The organism is Bradyrhizobium symbiodeficiens, from assembly GCF_002266465.3.
Taxonomy (GTDB): Bacteria; Pseudomonadota; Alphaproteobacteria; order Rhizobiales; family Xanthobacteraceae; genus Bradyrhizobium; species Bradyrhizobium symbiodeficiens.
Genome location: NZ_CP029427.2, coordinates 2844623 through 2861259, shown reverse-complemented (window position 1 = coordinate 2861259; position 16637 = coordinate 2844623). Strand labels below are relative to the sequence as shown.

At 64.1% G+C, this 16637-nt stretch carries 15 protein-coding genes; 14 read left to right on the top strand and 1 reads right to left on the bottom strand.

Annotated elements, in window-relative coordinates; genetic code table 11:
* Positions 1 to 308: 308 nt before the first annotated feature.
* The 3 genes from CIT39_RS13005 (at position 309) to CIT39_RS12995 (ending at position 4632) form a co-directional block, all read left to right on the top strand.
* Positions 309 to 1655, top strand: a complete 1347-nt coding sequence (locus CIT39_RS13005) for a lipopolysaccharide biosynthesis protein (RefSeq protein ID WP_094974933.1) — start codon at positions 309 to 311, stop codon at positions 1653 to 1655.
* A 236-nt stretch (positions 1656 to 1891) separates the two neighbouring features.
* Positions 1892 to 3067 carry a glycosyltransferase family 4 protein gene (locus tag CIT39_RS13000; RefSeq protein WP_094974934.1) on the top strand — a complete coding sequence of 392 codons (1176 nt, stop codon included), beginning with the start codon at positions 1892 to 1894 and terminating at the stop codon, positions 3065 to 3067.
* 29 nt (positions 3068 to 3096) lie between these two features.
* On the top strand, positions 3097 to 4632 hold the full coding sequence (locus CIT39_RS12995) for a glucosamine inositolphosphorylceramide transferase family protein (RefSeq protein ID WP_094974935.1): 1536 nt from the start codon (positions 3097 to 3099) through the stop codon (positions 4630 to 4632).
* A 58-nt stretch (positions 4633 to 4690) separates the two neighbouring features.
* On the opposite strand, the gene CIT39_RS12990 is transcribed toward CIT39_RS12995, so the two are convergent.
* A complete protein-coding gene (locus CIT39_RS12990; RefSeq protein ID WP_094974936.1) occupies positions 4691 to 5614 on the bottom strand; it encodes a LysR family transcriptional regulator in 924 nt (307 codons plus the stop codon).
* 108 nt (positions 5615 to 5722) lie between these two features.
* On the opposite strand from CIT39_RS12990, the gene CIT39_RS12985 reads away from it, so the two are divergent.
* From CIT39_RS12985 to CIT39_RS12935, 11 genes are all read left to right on the top strand, one after another.
* Positions 5723 to 6046 (top strand): Dabb family protein, encoded by a 324-nt coding sequence (locus CIT39_RS12985; protein ID WP_094974937.1) that lies wholly within the window; start codon positions 5723 to 5725, stop codon positions 6044 to 6046.
* Positions 6043 to 7122 carry a maleylacetate reductase gene (locus CIT39_RS12980; protein ID WP_094974938.1) on the top strand — a complete coding sequence of 360 codons (1080 nt, stop codon included), beginning with the start codon at positions 6043 to 6045 and terminating at the stop codon, positions 7120 to 7122. The genes CIT39_RS12985 and CIT39_RS12980 overlap by 4 nt, the downstream gene beginning before the upstream one ends.
* A 4-nt stretch (positions 7123 to 7126) precedes the next feature.
* The gene (locus CIT39_RS12975) at positions 7127 to 8491 is read left to right on the top strand and encodes an amidohydrolase family protein (protein ID WP_094974939.1); all 1365 of its coding nucleotides are present in this window, start codon (positions 7127 to 7129) and stop codon (positions 8489 to 8491) included.
* A gap of 22 nt (positions 8492 to 8513) precedes the next feature.
* On the top strand, positions 8514 to 9416 hold the full coding sequence (locus CIT39_RS12970; protein ID WP_094974940.1) for an NAD(P)-dependent oxidoreductase: 903 nt from the start codon (positions 8514 to 8516) through the stop codon (positions 9414 to 9416).
* A gap of 15 nt (positions 9417 to 9431) precedes the next feature.
* On the top strand, positions 9432 to 10316 hold the full coding sequence (locus CIT39_RS12965) for an intradiol ring-cleavage dioxygenase (protein ID WP_094974941.1): 885 nt from the start codon (positions 9432 to 9434) through the stop codon (positions 10314 to 10316).
* A 58-nt stretch (positions 10317 to 10374) separates the two neighbouring features.
* Positions 10375 to 11769: an FAD-linked oxidase C-terminal domain-containing protein gene (locus CIT39_RS12960; protein ID WP_094974942.1), complete on the top strand. Its 1395-nt coding sequence runs from the start codon at positions 10375 to 10377 to the stop codon at positions 11767 to 11769.
* Positions 11766 to 13289 (top strand): sugar ABC transporter ATP-binding protein, encoded by a 1524-nt coding sequence (locus CIT39_RS12955; protein ID WP_094974943.1) that lies wholly within the window; start codon positions 11766 to 11768, stop codon positions 13287 to 13289. The genes CIT39_RS12960 and CIT39_RS12955 overlap by 4 nt, the downstream gene beginning before the upstream one ends.
* Positions 13282 to 14232, top strand: a complete 951-nt coding sequence (locus CIT39_RS12950; protein WP_094974944.1) for an ABC transporter permease — start codon at positions 13282 to 13284, stop codon at positions 14230 to 14232. Before CIT39_RS12955 ends, CIT39_RS12950 begins: the two co-directional genes overlap by 8 nt.
* Positions 14229 to 15206: an ABC transporter permease gene (locus CIT39_RS12945; protein ID WP_094974945.1), complete on the top strand. Its 978-nt coding sequence runs from the start codon at positions 14229 to 14231 to the stop codon at positions 15204 to 15206. Before CIT39_RS12950 ends, CIT39_RS12945 begins: the two co-directional genes overlap by 4 nt.
* A 44-nt stretch (positions 15207 to 15250) precedes the next feature.
* Positions 15251 to 16228: a sugar ABC transporter substrate-binding protein gene (locus CIT39_RS12940; RefSeq protein ID WP_094974946.1), complete on the top strand. Its 978-nt coding sequence runs from the start codon at positions 15251 to 15253 to the stop codon at positions 16226 to 16228.
* Positions 16229 to 16302: 74 nt separating this feature from the next.
* The gene (locus CIT39_RS12935) at positions 16303 to 16590 is read left to right on the top strand and encodes a YciI family protein (RefSeq protein ID WP_094974947.1); all 288 of its coding nucleotides are present in this window, start codon (positions 16303 to 16305) and stop codon (positions 16588 to 16590) included.
* The last annotated feature ends 47 nt before the right edge of the window (positions 16591 to 16637 follow it).

Genomic DNA, 16637 nt, shown 5'->3' with positions numbered 1-16637 from the left:
CTCCGTAAAGTCCGGCTTCCGGCGGTTCTGCGGTCGATCCCGGCGAGCCATTTCGCATTCAAGCGGCTGATCACGCCATTCCCCGGCCGTCGACGCGGCGCTATTCAATCGGTCTCAGCTCGCCTTGCACTATTTGGGACAATGGAAACGGTGATGTTCCACAGTGAGGCAACCGGCGTCATCGCGATATCGACGCCGCAGGCGAGATCCCGGATGCCTCGCATTAACACTCGTGATTTTTCGGCATGCTAGGTTGCCCCCGGTATCGGAACATGTCTCTTCAGGAGAGAGCAGCTCCTTAGACTTCCATGATCAAATCCATCCTCCAGCTCATGCGGCGCGACGTCACGCGCGGGGTCGTCGGGACCATCCTGCTCAAGGTTGGTAGCGGCGCGCTGGCATTTGCGGTGTTCTCGCTGGCGGCACGAACGATGTCGCCCGACGGCTTCGGCATCTTTGCGACCTGGCTTTCGGTCGCTCAGATCGCCGCCGTCGTGGGACTGGTCGGTCAGGAATCGTTGCTGGTGCGGTTCCTGAACGAGTATCAGGTCGGTGACAGGCCGGACCTCATCAAAGGCGTCCTCCAATCCAGCGTCAAGATCACTTCCGTTGCCATGCTGGTTGTCATCCTCGGCATTGCCATCGTGGCTGGCCTGAGAGGCGACTGGTGGGTGCTCATCCTTGCAGTAGCGGCCTACACGGCCGTGAGTGCAGGCGTGATGCTCGGCAGTCAGGTCGCCCGCTCGCTGGTGAGCATTCTCATGGGCGAGGGAAATCGCGAGTTCTTCTGGCGAGTCATCGTCGTCCTGTTTCTGCTCGCCATGCTGCTCGGTCATCGGCAACTCGATCCCGCCGAGTTGTTCGCGGTGATGACCATTGCCATGTCGGCCGGCCTGATTGCGCAAATCGTTTCGATCGCGCGCGTGCTGCCGGATTTGCGTGGTACGGCGGCGCGCTCCGAGACGTCCCGCTGGCGCTCGAGCGCCCTTCACTTCTGGCTTGCGTCCATCCTCGAGGCCGCGAACCAGTATTTCGACGTCATTCTGGTGTATTGGATGCTGGATCCGGTGACCGCCGGAATCTACTTTGCCGCATCGCGCCTCGCCAACATCTTCGCCATGCTGTCTGCGGCGCTGTACACGTTCGGAGCCCGCCGGCTTCCGTCGCTGTATTTCAGCAAGAACCACCAGGAGTTCGGGCGAACCTTGCGGCTGATGGCGGAGGTGACCGCATTATGCGTGGCCGCGGGGCTCGCCACGATCTGGATCGGCGGCCCCTATCTCCTCAACCTGTTTGGACCTCATTTCACCACACAGCACTCGGTCTTGATCGTGCTCGCAATCGGGACGGCCATCCAGGCTGCAGGCGGCCCGTCCGCTGCGATCCTGCAACTGACCGGCCATGAGCGAATCTATGTTCCCGTCGTTGCCGCCAACGTCGCGTTGCGGCTCGTGGGGTTTCTCATCCTCATTCCCTGGCTCGGCCTGCTTGGCGCGGCGATTTCGGCCACCGTGTCGCTGGCGCTTGCGACCATTGCCCTGAACGTCCTCTGCCGCCGGCGAACAGGAGTCGATCCCTCGATCCTCGTGCTGTTGCGCTTCTCCGCCTTGAAACGAGGCAATTATGCAGTGCGCGGCGCCGACTCCAGCGACTAGGCGTCGATCACACCGTCCCGCGGCGGTTCGCGATCACGCGCCGGCCGCGCAGGATCGGTTAGTTAACGTGCTCGCTACGCCGCATCCGGGAACCGGTGAAATGGCTGCGGGAACGATGTCGACGGCCAGGCCTGGCATTAACTCCGTTTGTTGCTAGTCGGTGTCCACGCGAAGCCCGCATGATAGGTACGGAGTTAAGAAGGTGAAGATTTCGTTTCTTTAGCGGGTCGGGATCGGTGCTCCACTATCAGCCGAACAAGGAATTGGGCGAGACGACCGCGACGGCACCCGCGCGGTCGAACGGCAGCGAACGAAAGCTGCACGTGCTTCTCGCCCAGACCCAGGCCGAGAACGCCGGTGCGCAGGAGATCTCCAGGCTGCTCGGCGCCGGGCTGACCGAGCGCGGCTATCGCGTCACCAATCTCTTCTTCTTCCGCAAATCGGATTCCTTCGACGAGCCGCCCGATACGCTCTATTGCGCGCCGAGCCGCCCCGGCAATCCGATGGCCCTGCTGCGGATGCTGTGGACACTCGGCCGTCATATCAGCACCGTCAAGCCGGACGCCGTCCTGACCTTTCAGCATTTCGGCAATGTCATCGGCGGCGGCGTGACGCGCCTCGTCAGCCGCGCACCTGTCGTCGCCAACCAGGTTTCATCCGCATTGTCGATGAGCTGGCCGGTTCGCACAGCCGACATCGTGATGGGTAGCGTCGGCTTCTTTGACCGCATCACGCTCAATTCGCAGGACATGGAGCGCGAATATTCGCGCTATCCCGCAGCCTACCGGTCGCGCATGGTGCATGTCCCGCACGGCTTCGATGACAAGGCCCTTACGCTGTCGAAGGATGCTGCACGACAAAAGTTCAACCTGCCGCCGGATCGCATATTGCTTGGCTGCGCAGCGCGGCTGCATCCGCACAAGCGTCTCGACCTGGCGATACGTCTGTTGCCGGATCAACCGTCCTGGCATCTCGCGCTCGCCGGCCAGGGTGCCGACGAGGCCCGGCTGAAGCTGCTGGCGAATGAATTGAAGGTGTCGGACAGGCTGCATCTGCTCGGGGAAATTCCCCCCAGACGGATGGCGGACTTTCTTGCCGGCCTCGACGTGTTCGTATTCCCGACACAGGCCGAGACCTTCGGTCTGGCCGCGGTCGAGGCTGCGAACGCCGGTGTTCCCTCCGTCGTCACCGACCTTCCCGTCTTGCGCGAAGTGCTGTCCTACGAAGGAAGGCCGACGGCTCTTTTCGTCGATGCTTCCGATCATGCGAAGCTCTCTGCAGTCGTCTCCACGCTGCTGACGGACCAACATTTACGCGACGATCTGCGACAAAACGCCAAAGGCCTGCGGCTGCGCTATTCGGTAGATGCCATGGTGGAGGAATACGTCCGGATTCTCAGCCAGGTCATTTGACCTGATAAGTTGGAATAGATTGGCTCGACATGATCATCGAGTTTCGCTGTGAACGTGAGCATGCGCGGCGGTGGATGAGCCGCGACACGCTGTTGATCGACGGCCGGGAAATTCCGGTTCAAATCGCGTGGACGGCGACTGCGGAGCCGCGCCCCACAGGCTTGGACACCCTGTTCGAGCTGGAACGTGTGGTGTTGCACAAGGGCAAACACAGCGGCGCCAGCAGGCTGCACGTCGTTCCGGAATCGACGCAGGGTCGGACCGGGACCGCCGACGTGATCGTCGACTTCACCAATGGTGCGCGCGACCCGAACAGCTCCGCAAAGCTATATCTCCGTCCGCTGTTCAACGGAGTTTCCGGCGAAAACGCCGCCCTCGCCGCGATTCTCGCCGGCGACCTGCCGGTGATCGACATCGTCAACGAGGTCGACGGTTCGCTCGTCGATAGCGGCCATCCATCCGGAGAAATTGCCGCCGGCTTGAGCGGCGCGCTCGAAACCGTCATGGCGCGAACGCTCACGATGGTCGCGGCAATCCTGTCGGGACGGCCGCGCATTGTGCCGCAGCTGGCGCGTTCCACCGCAAACGGCGCGGGCCGACGACCCGCAGCCTATGTCGCGCGCGGCCTTGCTGTCTCGATCGCCAAGGAAATCTATCGCCTCTGCTGCTACGCCCCGCATTGGCATATCGGGTGGCGCTTCAACGACGGCGCAGGCATTTGGCAGACCGGTGACCTGTCCGGGCCGCGCTGGAACGTTCTTGGAGATCCCGGCAATCACTTCTATGCCGATCCCTTTCCCGTCACGTGGCAGGGACGAACATTCGTCTTCTTCGAAGATCTCGATCATCGTATCGGCAAGGGCATCATTTCCGCCATCGAGTTCAATGACGCCGGCCCAGCGGGAAAAGCGGTGCCCGTGCTGGAAGAGCCCTGGCACCTCTCCTATCCCTTTCTGATCGAAGACGGCGGCGAGTTGTGGATGATCCCGGAGAGTTCAACCCACGGGGACGTCGCCCTCTACAAATGCGTCCGGTTTCCGGACAAATGGGAGCGGCATGCAACGCTGCTGTCAGGCCTCGAACTTGCGGACGTGACGATCACGCAGCACAACGGCCTGCATTATCTGTTCGGCGCCTGGCGAGACGGAACCGGCGGTTATTCGGATTCGCTGGCGATCTATTACGCCGAGCATCTCCTTGGTCCTTGGGTGCCCCATGCCAGCAACCCGGTCCTGATCGACCGCGCCAGCACGCGGCCGGCGGGGAATCTGATCACCATGAACGGCAGACTGTGGCGACCGGTGCAGAACTGTACCGACGGATACGGCGCGGCGCTCGGGCTGGCGGAAGTGGTCGAACTGTCGCCGATGACGTTCAAGCAGATCGTCCGCCACACGCTGAAGCCCGGACCGCTATGGCCCGGCAGGAAGCTGCATACCCTGAACCGCTGCGGCCGGCTCGAGGTGATCGACGGCTCGCGCGTGCAGCCCAAGATGCGCGCCCTCGCAAGCAAATTTCCATCGGCGGTTTCATCTGCGCAACCGAGCCCGCGTTCGGCGCTTTGATCTACGGCCTGCCCGCCTGGCTCGCCCGCCGCGATCGCTACGCCTGAGCTTCTCCCGCTCACTTCGCCGCGTCGATCCAGATCCCCGGCTCAGAATGCTCGCGGATGTGGCTGACCAGGAAGTCGGAAAATACCCTGATCTTGGCGGGCAGGCCGGCGCGGTTCTGATAGGCGATGTTCATGGTAAGCAGCGGCAGCTCCCAGTCCATCAGGACCGGAACGAGACGGCCCGCCGCGATGTCGCTCTGCACGATGTAGAGAGGCTGGATGAGGATGCCGAGACCCGCCAGCGCCGCGCCTCGGATGACCTGACCGTCGTTGCTGTCGAGCGTCGGCGTGATGCGGACGGTCTGCGCGCCATGGCCTTTGCGCAAGCGCAGCGAATAGGGATCGTTGGCGAGATTGTAGACCAGCATGTTGTGACGCGCGAGATCGGCGGGTTGCTCCGGCCCGGCGCAGCTTTCGAGATAGGATGGTGCGGCCGCGAGCACGCGGCGCATCTGGCCGATGCGGCGGACGATGATGTTCGAATCCGGTTCCTGCTCGCGCGTCCGGATCGCCACGTCGATGCCGGCCTCGATGAAATCAGGGTAGCGGTTGGCAGTCGTGATCTGCATGTTGAGCTTCGGATAACGCGCACGGAAGGCCGGTAGCATCGGCGCGAGATAAATCACCGCAAACGACAGCGAGCTCGTGACGCGCAGCGTACCCTGCGGTGACAGCGCGCGATCGCTGACGATGTCCTCGGCTTCGGCCAATTCGCTCAGCACGGGGCCGCAGCGGTTCAACAGCTCCTGCCCGGCTTCCGTCAACCACAGCCGGCGGGTGTTGCGCTCGATCAGCCGGACCGCGAGGCGCTCCTCGAGCGCGCTGAGGGTGCGGCTCGCAGCCGCATTCGACATGCGCAAGGCTTCGGCTGCCTTGGACAGGCTGCCGAGCTCGGCCGTCTTGGCGAAGACTTCCAGTTGCAGCAACCGATCCATTTTTCCACTTTCTGGAAAAGAGACTTGCGATTATTGACCTTTATTTCCGTATCCCGCAAGTCAAAATGGCCGCAACACAAGCAAGATAGCAGGCGAGGAAATCAGGAAATGTCGGGCCCGATCAGGCACATCGTGATGTGGCGGCTGCGCGGGGAGACCCCTGAGGAGCGCGCCACCGCCCGGATCAAGGTCAAAACCCTGTTCGAGGGCCTCAAGGGCCGGATCGACGGCCTCACCCATATCGAGGTTGGCGTTGACGTCAGCGCTGTCGACTATGCCTGCGACGTGGTGCTGTTCTCCGAATTCACCGACCAGGCCGCGCTTTCGGCCTATGCAACCCACCCTGAACATTTGCGCGTCCGCGAAGCGTTGGGCGACTTGCGGATCGGGCGCTTCCAGGTCGATTATCCCATCAAAGAGACCGGCGCATGATCGGTTCGTTCACCTTTGAAAGCCTGCCCTGCCGCGTCGTGTTCGGCAGCGGAACGCTTGGCTCCGCCAAGGCCGAGGTGGAACGGCTGGGGGGCAAGCGCGCGCTGGTGCTGACGACGCCGCAGCAGGAAGCGCAGGGCAAGAGCCTCGGTTCCACGCTCGGCCCGCTCTATGCCGGCATCTTTGCCGGCGCCACCATGCACACGCCGGTCGAGGTCACCGAGCGCGCGCTCGCGGCGATGAAGGCATGCGAGGCCGACTGCGTCGTCTCGCTCGGCGGCGGCTCGACCACGGGTCTCGGCAAGGCGCTGGCCTTGCGCACCGGAATCAACCAGCTCTGCATTCCCACCACCTATGCCGGCTCGGAGATGACGCCGATCGTCGGCCAGACCGAGAACGGCCTGAAGACCATGGTGCGCGATGCGGCGATATTGCCGGAGACCGTGATCTACGATGTCGACGTCACCCTGACGCTGCCGGCAAGTCTGGCCGCAACATCGGGCATCAATGCCATCGCCCACGCAGTCGAAGCGCTTTATGCGCGCGACACCAATCCCGTCACGTCGCTGATGGCGGAAGAAGCCATCCGCGCGCTGGCACGCGCCCTACCCGCCATTGCCGTCAAAAGCGACGACCGCGAGGCCCGCACTGAAGCGCTCTATGGCGCCTGGCTGTGCGGTGTCTGCCTCGGCACCGTCGGCATGGCGCTGCATCACAAGCTCTGCCACACGCTCGGCGGAACCTTTGACCTGCCGCACGCAGAGACCCACACCATCGTGCTGCCGCACGCGCTGGCCTACAACGCGCCGGCCGTGCCTGACGCGATGGCGCGAATCTCCCGTGCGATCGGCGCGACCGATGCATCGGAGGGCCTTTTCGAACTTGCGGAGCGGCTGGGTGCGAAGACGGCGCTGCGCGATATCGGCATGCCCGAGAGCGGCATCGACAAGGCGGCTGATCTTGCCGTCACCAACGCCTACTGGAATCCGCGCCCGCTCGAGCGCAGCGCCATCCGCGACCTTATCGCGCGCGCCTGGGCCGGCGAGCCCCCGGCCGCCATCAAAGCGGCGGCTTGAAACGATGCGGCGCACGCTGATCAAATCCGCCACTGTCATCACCATGGATGACGCGATCGGTGACCTCGGCACCGGCGATGTGCTGATCGAGGGCAGCCGCATCGTCGATGTGCGGCCATCGATCGACGTGGCGGCCGACACGGAGATCGTCGACGGCACGGGCCGTATCGTCATCCCGGGCCTGATCAACGCGCACATGCACACCTGGCAGACGGGCTTGCGCGGCTATGCCGCCAACTGGACGCTGCTGGAATATTTCCGCCGCATGCATGCAGGGCTTGCGACCGTGTTCCGGCCCGACGACATCCATATCGCCACGCTGGTCGGCGCGCTGAACCAGATCAATTGCGGCACCACCACACTGGTCGACTGGTGCCACAACAATCCGACGCCGGATCACACCGATGCTGCGGTGCGCGGCCTGATCGAGAGCGGCATCCGCGCCGCCTTTTTCCACGGCTCGCCCAAGCCGGAACCGAAACCCGGCGAACCCCATTTCTCGGAAGTGCCGCACCCGCGCCGCGAGGTCGAACGACTACTAGCGGGCGCCCTCGCCGACCGCGACGGTCTTGTTTCGCTCGGCCTTGCAATCCTCGGCCCGCATTATTCGACGCTCGACGTCGCCATGCACGATTTCCGCATGGCGCGCGAACTGAAGTTGATCGCATCGATGCATCAGGGCGGCGGCCCGGCCAAGACGCAGGGCGGCTGGGAGAAGTTGATCGAGGCCGGGCTCGTCGGCACCGGCATCAACATCGTCCATGGCAACGATCTGCCCGACGATCTGCTCGACCGAATGGTCCAACTCGGCGTGTCCTTTTCGGTCACGCCGGAGAACGAGATGATCCAGGGCCACGGCTTTCCGATCACCGGGCGGCTGCTCAAGCGCGGCGTGCGGCCGACGATCGGCATTGATCTGGAGTCCGTGCTGGCCGGAGACCTCCTGACCGTCGCGCGCGTTGCGCTCTCGACGCAGCGTGCGCTCGACAATGCAGAGGCGCGCAAGACGACCGGAACCATTCCCGCGACCACCACGATCCCCGTTCGCGAAGCGCTGCGCTGGATCACGACGGAAGGCGCCCGCATGCTCGGCCGCGAGGACCAGATCGGATCGCTGACGCCGGGCAAGCTTGCCGACCTTGTCGTCATCAATGCCTCGGATCTCAACCTCGTCCCCGTGCACGACCCCGTCGCGACCGTCCTGATGCAGACGAGCCTTGCCAATATCGAGGCCGTGATGATCGGCGGCGCCTGGAAGAAGCGGAACGGGCGACTCCTGGTCGACGGACTGGAGGCGAAGAAGGAATTGCTGGCGCAATCGGGCCGGCGTCTGGTGCAGGACATCGAACGACAGGGGCGCGCCGCCTGAAGGGCGCCAACGGACAACAACAATGACAGATACCTCGAAAAACATCGCTTTCATCGGGATCGGCAAGATGGGCTTGCCGATGTCGGTGCTTGTCGCCAAGGCCGGCTACACCGTCACCGCCTTCGACCAAAGCGCGGCGCGGATCAACGAGGCGCGGGGGCAAGGCATTTTGATCGCGGCATCGCCGATTGAGGCCGTGAGCGGCAAGGCTGCTGTCATCACCTCGCTGCCGGACGACCTCGCGTTGCGCGGCGCGCTGCTCGGACCTACCGGCCTCGTCGCGGCAATGGCGGCAGGAACTGTTCTGATCGAGACCAGCACGGTGAGCGTCGAAGCATCCACTGAAGTTGCGGCCGCCGCGCAGGCGCGCGGCATTGCCTATCTACGCTCGCCGGTCTCCGGCAATGCCAGCATCGTTCATACCGGCGCCTTGACCTGCTTCGTCTCGGGGCCGAAAGACGCCTTCGAAAACGCAAAGCCGCTGTTTACGGCCTTCACTCGTGCGCAGACCTATCTCGGCCCGGCCGAGGAAGCGCGTTACGCAAAGCTCTCGGTCAATCTGATGATCGCGGTGTCGGCGGCGATGATGGCCGAGAGCCTGGCGTTGGCGCGCAAGGGCGGCATCGCCTGGCAGGACATTCTGAAAGTGCTCGACGACAGCGCGGTGGCCTCGCCCATGGTCAAGTACAAGACTGCGCCGCTGCGCAACCGCGACTTCGAGTCCACTTTCTCCTGCAAGCAGATGGCCAAGGATCTCGACCTCATCCTCGGCGCCGGCCACGCCGTCGGCGTCCCGCTTCAACTCGCCGCCCAGGTGCGCGAGACCTACGGCTCGCTGGTCGCACAAGGCGACGGCGACACGGACTTCATCGCGACCGTCAAGCACCTCGAACACCTGTCCGGGCTCGGCGAGCCCAAACTCTGATCGGCGGAGCCCCCCATGCGCAATTTCAACGAGACCACGATCACCGACGCGGTGCTGGAGCGGATCAAGGACGCTAGCGATCCGCGCATCAAGCAGGTCAGCGAAGCCCTGGTGCGCCACCTTCATGCCTTCGTCCGCGAGATCCGTCCGACCCAGAAGGAATGGGAGTTCGGCATCGATTTCCTGACCCGCACCGGCCACATGTGCGACGACCAGCGACAGGAGTTCATCCTGCTGTCGGATACGCTGGGCGTCTCGATGCTGGTCGATGCGATCAACCATCCGGTGCCGGAGGGCGCGACCGAGACCACGGTGCTTGGCCCGTTCTTCGTCCAGGCTGCTCCTGAGAAGGACAGCGGCGCGGATATCTCCGGCCCGATGGAAGGCGATCCGATGCTGGTCACCGGCTCTGTTTCCACCGTCGACGGCAAGCCGCTGGTGGGGGCCGTCGTGGACGTCTGGCATTCCGACGATGACGGCTATTACGACGTGCAGCAGCTCGACGACATCGGCAATCTCGCGATGCGTGCGCGTTTCCACACGGACGCCAATGGAAAATTCCATTTTTGGTCGATCAAGCCGGCCGCCTACCCCGTCCCGCATGACGGCCCCGTCGGTGAGATGCTGGAGGCGCAGGGCCGCCACCCCTGGCGTCCGGCTCATGTGCATTTCATGATCTCCGCGCCGGGTTTCGAGCAATTGGTCACCCACGTGTTCGTCGCAGGAGACCAATATCTCGACTCGGACGTGGTGTTCGGCGTCAAGGACAGCCTGATCCGCGAATTCGCCAGGCACCCGGCCGGCCGTGCGCCGGATGGTCGCATGGTGGACACCGAATATTTCCATCTCAACTACGATTTCGGCCTGAAGCAGGTCGCGAGCAACGCAAGAGCCGCTTAAGCTGAAGCGGCGACGGACCGACAAGAGTCCGGCGACAGGGAGCAGACGGGAGTTAAGGATGGGACCGCGGGTCAGCACGAGCATCTTGGCCGAACGCCTTACCGGCATGATCGGCCCGCGCGCGAGCGTTGCGCGCGGCGTGCTCGATCAGCATGGGCAGAGCGAATCGCACTACCGCAATCTGCCGCCGGACATCGTCGTTTTCCCCGAAACAACGCGGGAGGTTGCCGAGATCGTCAAGCTGTGCGCCGGCGCAGGCATGCCGATCGTCCCGTTCGGTGCCGGGACTTCGCTCGAAGGCAATGCGGCCGCCATCGCCGGCGGCGTCTGCTTCGACTTCGCGCGCATGAACAAGGTGCTGACGGTTCACGACAGCGACATGGACGTCGTCGTGCAGCCGGGCATCACGCGCAAGCAGCTCAATGCCGAGCTGCGCAATACCGGACTTTTCTTTCCGATCGACCCCGGTGCCGACGCCTCGATCGGGGGCATGACCTCGACGCGGGCCTCCGGCACCATGGCCGTGCGCTACGGCACCATGAAGGACAACGTCATGGCGCTGGAGGTGGTGCTGGCCGATGGCCGCATCATCCGCACCGCCAGGCGTGCGCGGAAGTCGGCCGCCGGTTACGACCTCACTCGCATGTTCGTCGGCGCGGAAGGAACGCTTGGTTTGATCACCGAGATCACGCTCAAAGTGCACCCCGTGCCGCAAGCGATCTCGGCAGCGGTCTGCAGCTTCGACACACTGCACGACGCCGTCAACACCGCAATCTCCGTGATCCAGTCCGCGATCCCCGTTGCGCGCATCGAGCTGCTCGACGACGTCATGATGCGCGGCATCAATGCCTATGCCAAGCTCGGTTACCGCGAAGCTCCCACCCTGTTCTTCGAGTTCCACGGCTCCGAGTCCTCCGTTGCCGAGCAGGCCGAAGCCGCGCAGGCGATCGCTGCCGACCATGGCGGCCATGGCTTTGCCTGGGCGAAGGCACCGGAGGACCGCAGCCGTCTCTGGCATGCCCGCGACAACACCCTCTATGCCGGGCTGGGCCTGCGGCCGGGTGCGCGCGCCGTGATCACCGATGTCTGCGTGCCGATCTCACGACTGGCGGAATGCCTGACCGAGACACGGCGCGACGCGGACGAGCATGGCTTCACGGCGCCGATCGTCGGCCATGTCGGCGACGGCAACTTTCACATGCTGATCCTGATCGATCCCGCAAGGCCGGAGGAGAGCGAAGGCGCCAGGGCGCTGCAGGCCCGCATGGTCGCCCGCGCCATTGCCATGGACGGCACCTGCACCGGCGAGCACGGCATCGGGCTCGGCAAGATCGACTACCTCGCCGATGAACTCGGCGAAGCCGTCGATGTGATGCGATCCATCAAGACCGCGCTCGATCCTGATGGTCTGATGAACCCTGGAAAGATCTTTGCGAGCGGAGCCAAAGCATGAGCGACGCACTTCCGGTCGAGGTCACCTCCCCCGCGCCGCTCCTGGAGCTGCGCGGCATCAGCAAGGAGTTTCCCGGCGTCAAGGCGCTGGATGACGTGTCCTTTGCCGTCTACCCCGGCGAAGTCCATATGCTGCTGGGTGAGAACGGTGCCGGCAAGTCGAGCCTGATGAAGGTCCTGTGCGGTGCCTATCGCGCCGATGCCGGCGAGTTCCATTACAAGGGCGACAAGGTCGCGATCTCGTCGACCGCGGATGCGCAGAAGCTCGGCATTGCCGTGATCTTCCAGGAATTCTCGCTGGTTCCCCATCTCGATATCGCCCAGAACATCTTCTTGGGCCGCGAACCCGGGGGACGCATCCCCGGCACCATCGACCGCCGCAAGATCCTGGCCGATGCGAAGCGTGTGCTCGACACGATCGGCTTCGACATCGATCCCTCCACGACCGTCGACAAGCTCGGCGTCGCGCAGCAGCAGATGGTCGAGATTGCCAAGGCGATCAGCCAGAACGCCCGCATTCTCGTGATGGACGAGCCGACCGCGGCGCTATCCGACCGCGAGACCGAGCTGCTGTTCGCGCTGATCGCGCGGCTGAAGGCCGACGGCGTTTCCATCGTCTACATCTCGCACCGCATGGCCGAGGTGTTCGCGCTTGGCGACCGCATCACCGTGCTGCGCGACGGCCGCCGCATCGACGGCGTCAAACCGGCCGATGTCACGCCGGACCAGCTGGTACGCATGATGGTCGGCCGCAACGTCGACATGACCTATCCCCGGAATTTCGCCGACAAGCCCGGCGAGCTGCTGCTGGAAGTCAAGGGCCTGAGCGCGGCGACCGGTATCTCCGACATTAATATCGAGGTGCGCCGGGGCGAGATCGTCGGCCTGTGCGGCCTGGTCGGCTCCGGCCGCAGCGAAGTCGCGCGCGCCATCTTCGGCGCCGATCCCGTCACATCAGGCGAGATCATTTTCGACGGAAAGACCATTTCCGGCGAGCCTGATCTTGCCGCCCGCCGCGGCATCGCGCTGATCCCGGAAAGTCGCAAGAGCGAGGGTCTCGCGCTGCTGCGCTCGGTCAGCGACAACCTCGTGGTATCGGCGCTGCGAAAGCTGTTCCCGAGCGGACTTTTCGATTCTCGAGGCGCGCAACGGACTTCCGACGCCCTGATCCGGCAATTGCGCATTGCAACGCCCAGCGCGCGTCAGACCGTCGGCCTGCTCTCGGGCGGCAACCAGCAGAAGGTCGTGATCGGCAAATGGCTGGCGGCCGGCTCGAAGCTCTTCATCTTCGACGAACCGACGCGCGGCATCGACATCGGCGCCAAGTCGGAGATCTTTGCGCTGATCGACCGCCTCGTCGCGGAAGGCGCTGCGGCGCTGATGATTTCGTCCGAGCAAATCGAGATCTGCCATGTCTGCGACCGCGCCTATGTGATGCGCGAGGGTCGCATCGCTGGGCACCTGACGCGTAACGAACTGACCGAGGAGAACATCGTGCGACTGGGGATGCATCATGCGTGAAGCCGCGGTCGTCTCGGGATCCAACCCGCTGCAACGCATTCCCGGCGTTGCCATGGTGCTGGTGCTGCTGATCACATTGTTCAGCGCGATCGCGCCCGGCTTCCTCTCGGTCGCCAATCTCTCCAACGTGCTGGTGCAGTCGACCATCCTGACCATGCTGGCGCTGCCGATGACGTTGATCATCATGACCGAGGGTCTGGACCTCTCGATGGGCGCAGTGCTGACGCTGACCTCGCTCTGCGTTGCGATCGTCTCTCTCGCAACCCACTCGATGCTCCTGGGCCTCGGCGCCGGCCTGCTGGTGGGTGTAGCCTTCGGCGTTGTCAACGGCTGGCTGGTCGCCATCCTAGGCATTCCACCTTTCGTCGCGACGCTCGGCACCCTCGGCATGGCGCAAGGGCTGTCGCTGATCGTCAGCGACGGCCAGAGCGTGGTCGGCATTCCCCACAGCGTGCGCGACATCTATTCGGCGACGCTGCTCGGCGTGCCCGTGCCGATCGTGATGGCGCTCGTGACCTATGCGGCGTTTCACGGCCTGCTCTATCACACCCGCTTCGGCACCTATATCTTCGCGCTCGGCGGCAACCGCGAGGCGCTGCGCTATGCCGGTCTGTCGCCGAACAGGCTGCTGATCGCGGTCTATGCGATCGGGGGCGCCATGGCCGGCATCGCCGGGCTGCTGATGACGGCGCGCATGAACTCCGGCCATCCCACGGCCGGCCTCGGCCTCGAATTCGACGCCATCGCAGCCGTGGCCGTCGGCGGTACCTCGTTCGAGCGCGGCAATGGCTGGCTGCTCGGCACCCTGCTGGGCGTCCTTTCCGTCGGCGTGCTCCGCAACGGGCTGAACCTGATCTCGCTGCCGTCCTCGGTGCAGGTCGCCAGCGTCGGCGTGCTCGTCATCGTCGCGCTGTTCCTCGATGGTCTCAGGAGCCGGGCATGACCGACATCACCAAAGACGCCATGATGCCGCCCCGCTCCTTCCTGTCGCAGGATGCAATCCAGGTGTTCTATCGCCTGCTCGCGGCCCTGCTGATCTGCGCGGTGCTTGCCGTGCTCAGCGATTCCTTCCTGAGCCTCGGCAACATCCTCAACGTGCTCAGGCAGGCGAGCCTGACCTTCTTCATCGCGTCCGGCCTGACGCTGGTGGTGCTGACCGCCGGCCTCGATCTCTCCGTCGGGGCCAATGTCGCGCTGTCGGCCTGCATCGCCGGCACCGTGATTCACAAGACCGGCTCGCCGGCGCTTGGCATCCTCACCGGGCTTGCCTGCGGCGGCCTCGTCGGCCTGCTCAACGGCATCATGGTCACCGCGCTGCGCATCCCCTCCTTCATCGCCACCTACGGCATGCTCTGGGTGCTGAACGGCCTCACCTACTGGTACATGGCGGGCGAAACGCTTCACGGCTTCCCCGCCGGCTTCCGCCAGATCGGCAGCGGCTATCTGTTCGGCCTGCCGATCCCAGTCTATCTACTGCTGGTGTTCCTCGGGATCGGGACGTTCTTCGCGCAGCGGACGATCTGGGGCCAGGAGATCTATGCGATCGGCGCCAATCCGGTCGCCGCCCGGCTCTCCGGCATTCCTGTCGCGCGCCGCCTGCTGCTGGTCTACGCGGTCTCCGGCACCATGGCGGGGCTCGCTTCGATCATCTTCCTGTCGCGGCTTAATTCGGCCGAGGCCGACATCGGCGAAAGCCTGACGCTTCCCGCGATCGCGGCCGTGCTGATCGGCGGCACCTCACTGTTCGGCGGCGTCGGCACCGTGTTCGGCACCTTCATCGGCGCGCTGATCCTGACACTGGTGCTGAACGGCATGAACCTGCTCTCGGTCAGCGCCAACTGGCAGCCGCTGGTCACCGGCATCATCGTCATTCTCGCGGTCTGGCTCGACATGAAGACCCGCCGCCGCGCGCAATGAGTTCTCAAGAAAGTCCAACAAGCAAAACGAGGGATGGAGGCGACATGAAACGGAAACTGGGTTACCTGACGCTGCCGGTGCTGATGACAGCGGCGGCATTCACGACACAAGCACGTGCCGACGGCGAGACCATCGCCGTCTTCACCAAGAATCAGACCAACCCGTTCTTCCAGACGGTGCGGGTCGGCGCCGACAACATGGCGAAGACGTTGAACGCCAAGACGCTTCAGTACATCCCGACCAAGCCGGACTCGATCCCCGAGCAGCTCAGCCAAATCGAGGACGTGGTGGTGAAGAAACCGAGCGCGATCGTGTTCACGCCGGTCGACTACAAGGCGATGGTGCCGGGCGTCGAGAAGATCAACGAAGCCAAGATCCCCGTCGTCAACATCACCGACCGCTCCGCCGGTGGCAAGTTCCTGTCTTTCGTCGGTGCCGACGATTACAGCCTGGGACTCGAGACCGCGCGCTTCCTCCTGAAGACGCTGGGCGGAAAGGGCAACATCGTCATCATCGAGGGCGTCAAGGGCTCGCTGACCAATGTCGACCGCGTCCGCGGATTCAACGATGCACTCAAGGAGAACACGGGCGCCAAGCTCTTGGCCTCGCAGCCCGGCAACTATCAGCGGCTGCAGGCGCTTCAGGTCATGGAAAACCTGATGCAGTCCAACCCGCAGATCGACGGCGTGCTCGCTGCCAACGACGCCATGGCGGTCGGCGCAATCGAGGCGTTGGACGGTGCCAACCGCAAGGCCCAGGTGATCGGCATCAACGGCACCAAGGAGGCGATCGACGCGATCAAGTCCGGCAAGCTGCTCGCCAGCGGCGACTACAACGGATTTGCGCAAGGCTGCCTCGGCACCATGATGGCGATCCGCGCCTTGCGCAACCAGCCGGTCATCGCCGAGATCGTGCTGAAACCGACCGTCATCACCAAGGACAATTACAAGCCGTTCGACGTGCCGCTGGAGCAACGGACCTGCCCGACCTTCGAGGAAGCCGGCAAGCTCAGCGCCAAGTAAGTCCACCCCATCACGTTCGGACGGTCGCCACGGCGGCCGTCCCAAGAACTGAAGCCGAAGAGACGGAGACCACCATGCTGTTCGCCATTCACGCCGTCGACCGCGCCGGCGCGCTGCCGACCCGGCTCGCCAATTACGATGCCCACAAGGCTTTCCTGAGCGACACTTCGCGCTTCGGCGTGAAGATCGTGATGTCGGGGCCGCTCGTCTCCGACGATGGTCAAACGATGATCGGCAGCCTGTTCCTGATCGAGGCGCCAGGCCGTGGCAACGTCGAGGCTTTCAATCGCGCCGACCCCTTCGCCGCGGCCGGCATCTGGGAAAAGGTCACGATCACGGGCTTCCTCCGCCGGCAGGGTTGAGGCCGGCCCCACCAAAAAATGCGAAAACAACCCCATGCAAAGTAGAA

What these genes read in the sequence shown, in the direction of transcription:
- CIT39_RS13005 (WP_094974933.1), top strand. Translation starts at nt 309, where the DNA reads ATGATCAAATCCATCCTCCAGCTCATGCGGCGCGACGTCACGCGCGGG.
- CIT39_RS12995 (WP_094974935.1), top strand. Translation starts at nt 3,097, where the DNA reads ATGATCATCGAGTTTCGCTGTGAACGTGAGCATGCGCGGCGGTGGATG.
- CIT39_RS12990 (WP_094974936.1), bottom strand. Translation starts at nt 5,614, where the DNA reads ATGGATCGGTTGCTGCAACTGGAAGTCTTCGCCAAGACGGCCGAGCTC.
- CIT39_RS12985 (WP_094974937.1), top strand. Translation starts at nt 5,723, where the DNA reads ATGTCGGGCCCGATCAGGCACATCGTGATGTGGCGGCTGCGCGGGGAG.
- CIT39_RS12980 (WP_094974938.1), top strand. Translation starts at nt 6,043, where the DNA reads ATGATCGGTTCGTTCACCTTTGAAAGCCTGCCCTGCCGCGTCGTGTTC.
- CIT39_RS12975 (WP_094974939.1), top strand. Translation starts at nt 7,127, where the DNA reads ATGCGGCGCACGCTGATCAAATCCGCCACTGTCATCACCATGGATGAC.
- CIT39_RS12970 (WP_094974940.1), top strand. Translation starts at nt 8,514, where the DNA reads ATGACAGATACCTCGAAAAACATCGCTTTCATCGGGATCGGCAAGATG.
- CIT39_RS12965 (WP_094974941.1), top strand. Translation starts at nt 9,432, where the DNA reads ATGCGCAATTTCAACGAGACCACGATCACCGACGCGGTGCTGGAGCGG.
- CIT39_RS12960 (WP_094974942.1), top strand. Translation starts at nt 10,375, where the DNA reads ATGGGACCGCGGGTCAGCACGAGCATCTTGGCCGAACGCCTTACCGGC.
- CIT39_RS12955 (WP_094974943.1), top strand. Translation starts at nt 11,766, where the DNA reads ATGAGCGACGCACTTCCGGTCGAGGTCACCTCCCCCGCGCCGCTCCTG.
- CIT39_RS12950 (WP_094974944.1), top strand. Translation starts at nt 13,282, where the DNA reads ATGCGTGAAGCCGCGGTCGTCTCGGGATCCAACCCGCTGCAACGCATT.
- CIT39_RS12945 (WP_094974945.1), top strand. Translation starts at nt 14,229, where the DNA reads ATGACCGACATCACCAAAGACGCCATGATGCCGCCCCGCTCCTTCCTG.
- CIT39_RS12940 (WP_094974946.1), top strand. Translation starts at nt 15,251, where the DNA reads ATGAAACGGAAACTGGGTTACCTGACGCTGCCGGTGCTGATGACAGCG.
- CIT39_RS12935 (WP_094974947.1), top strand. Translation starts at nt 16,303, where the DNA reads ATGCTGTTCGCCATTCACGCCGTCGACCGCGCCGGCGCGCTGCCGACC.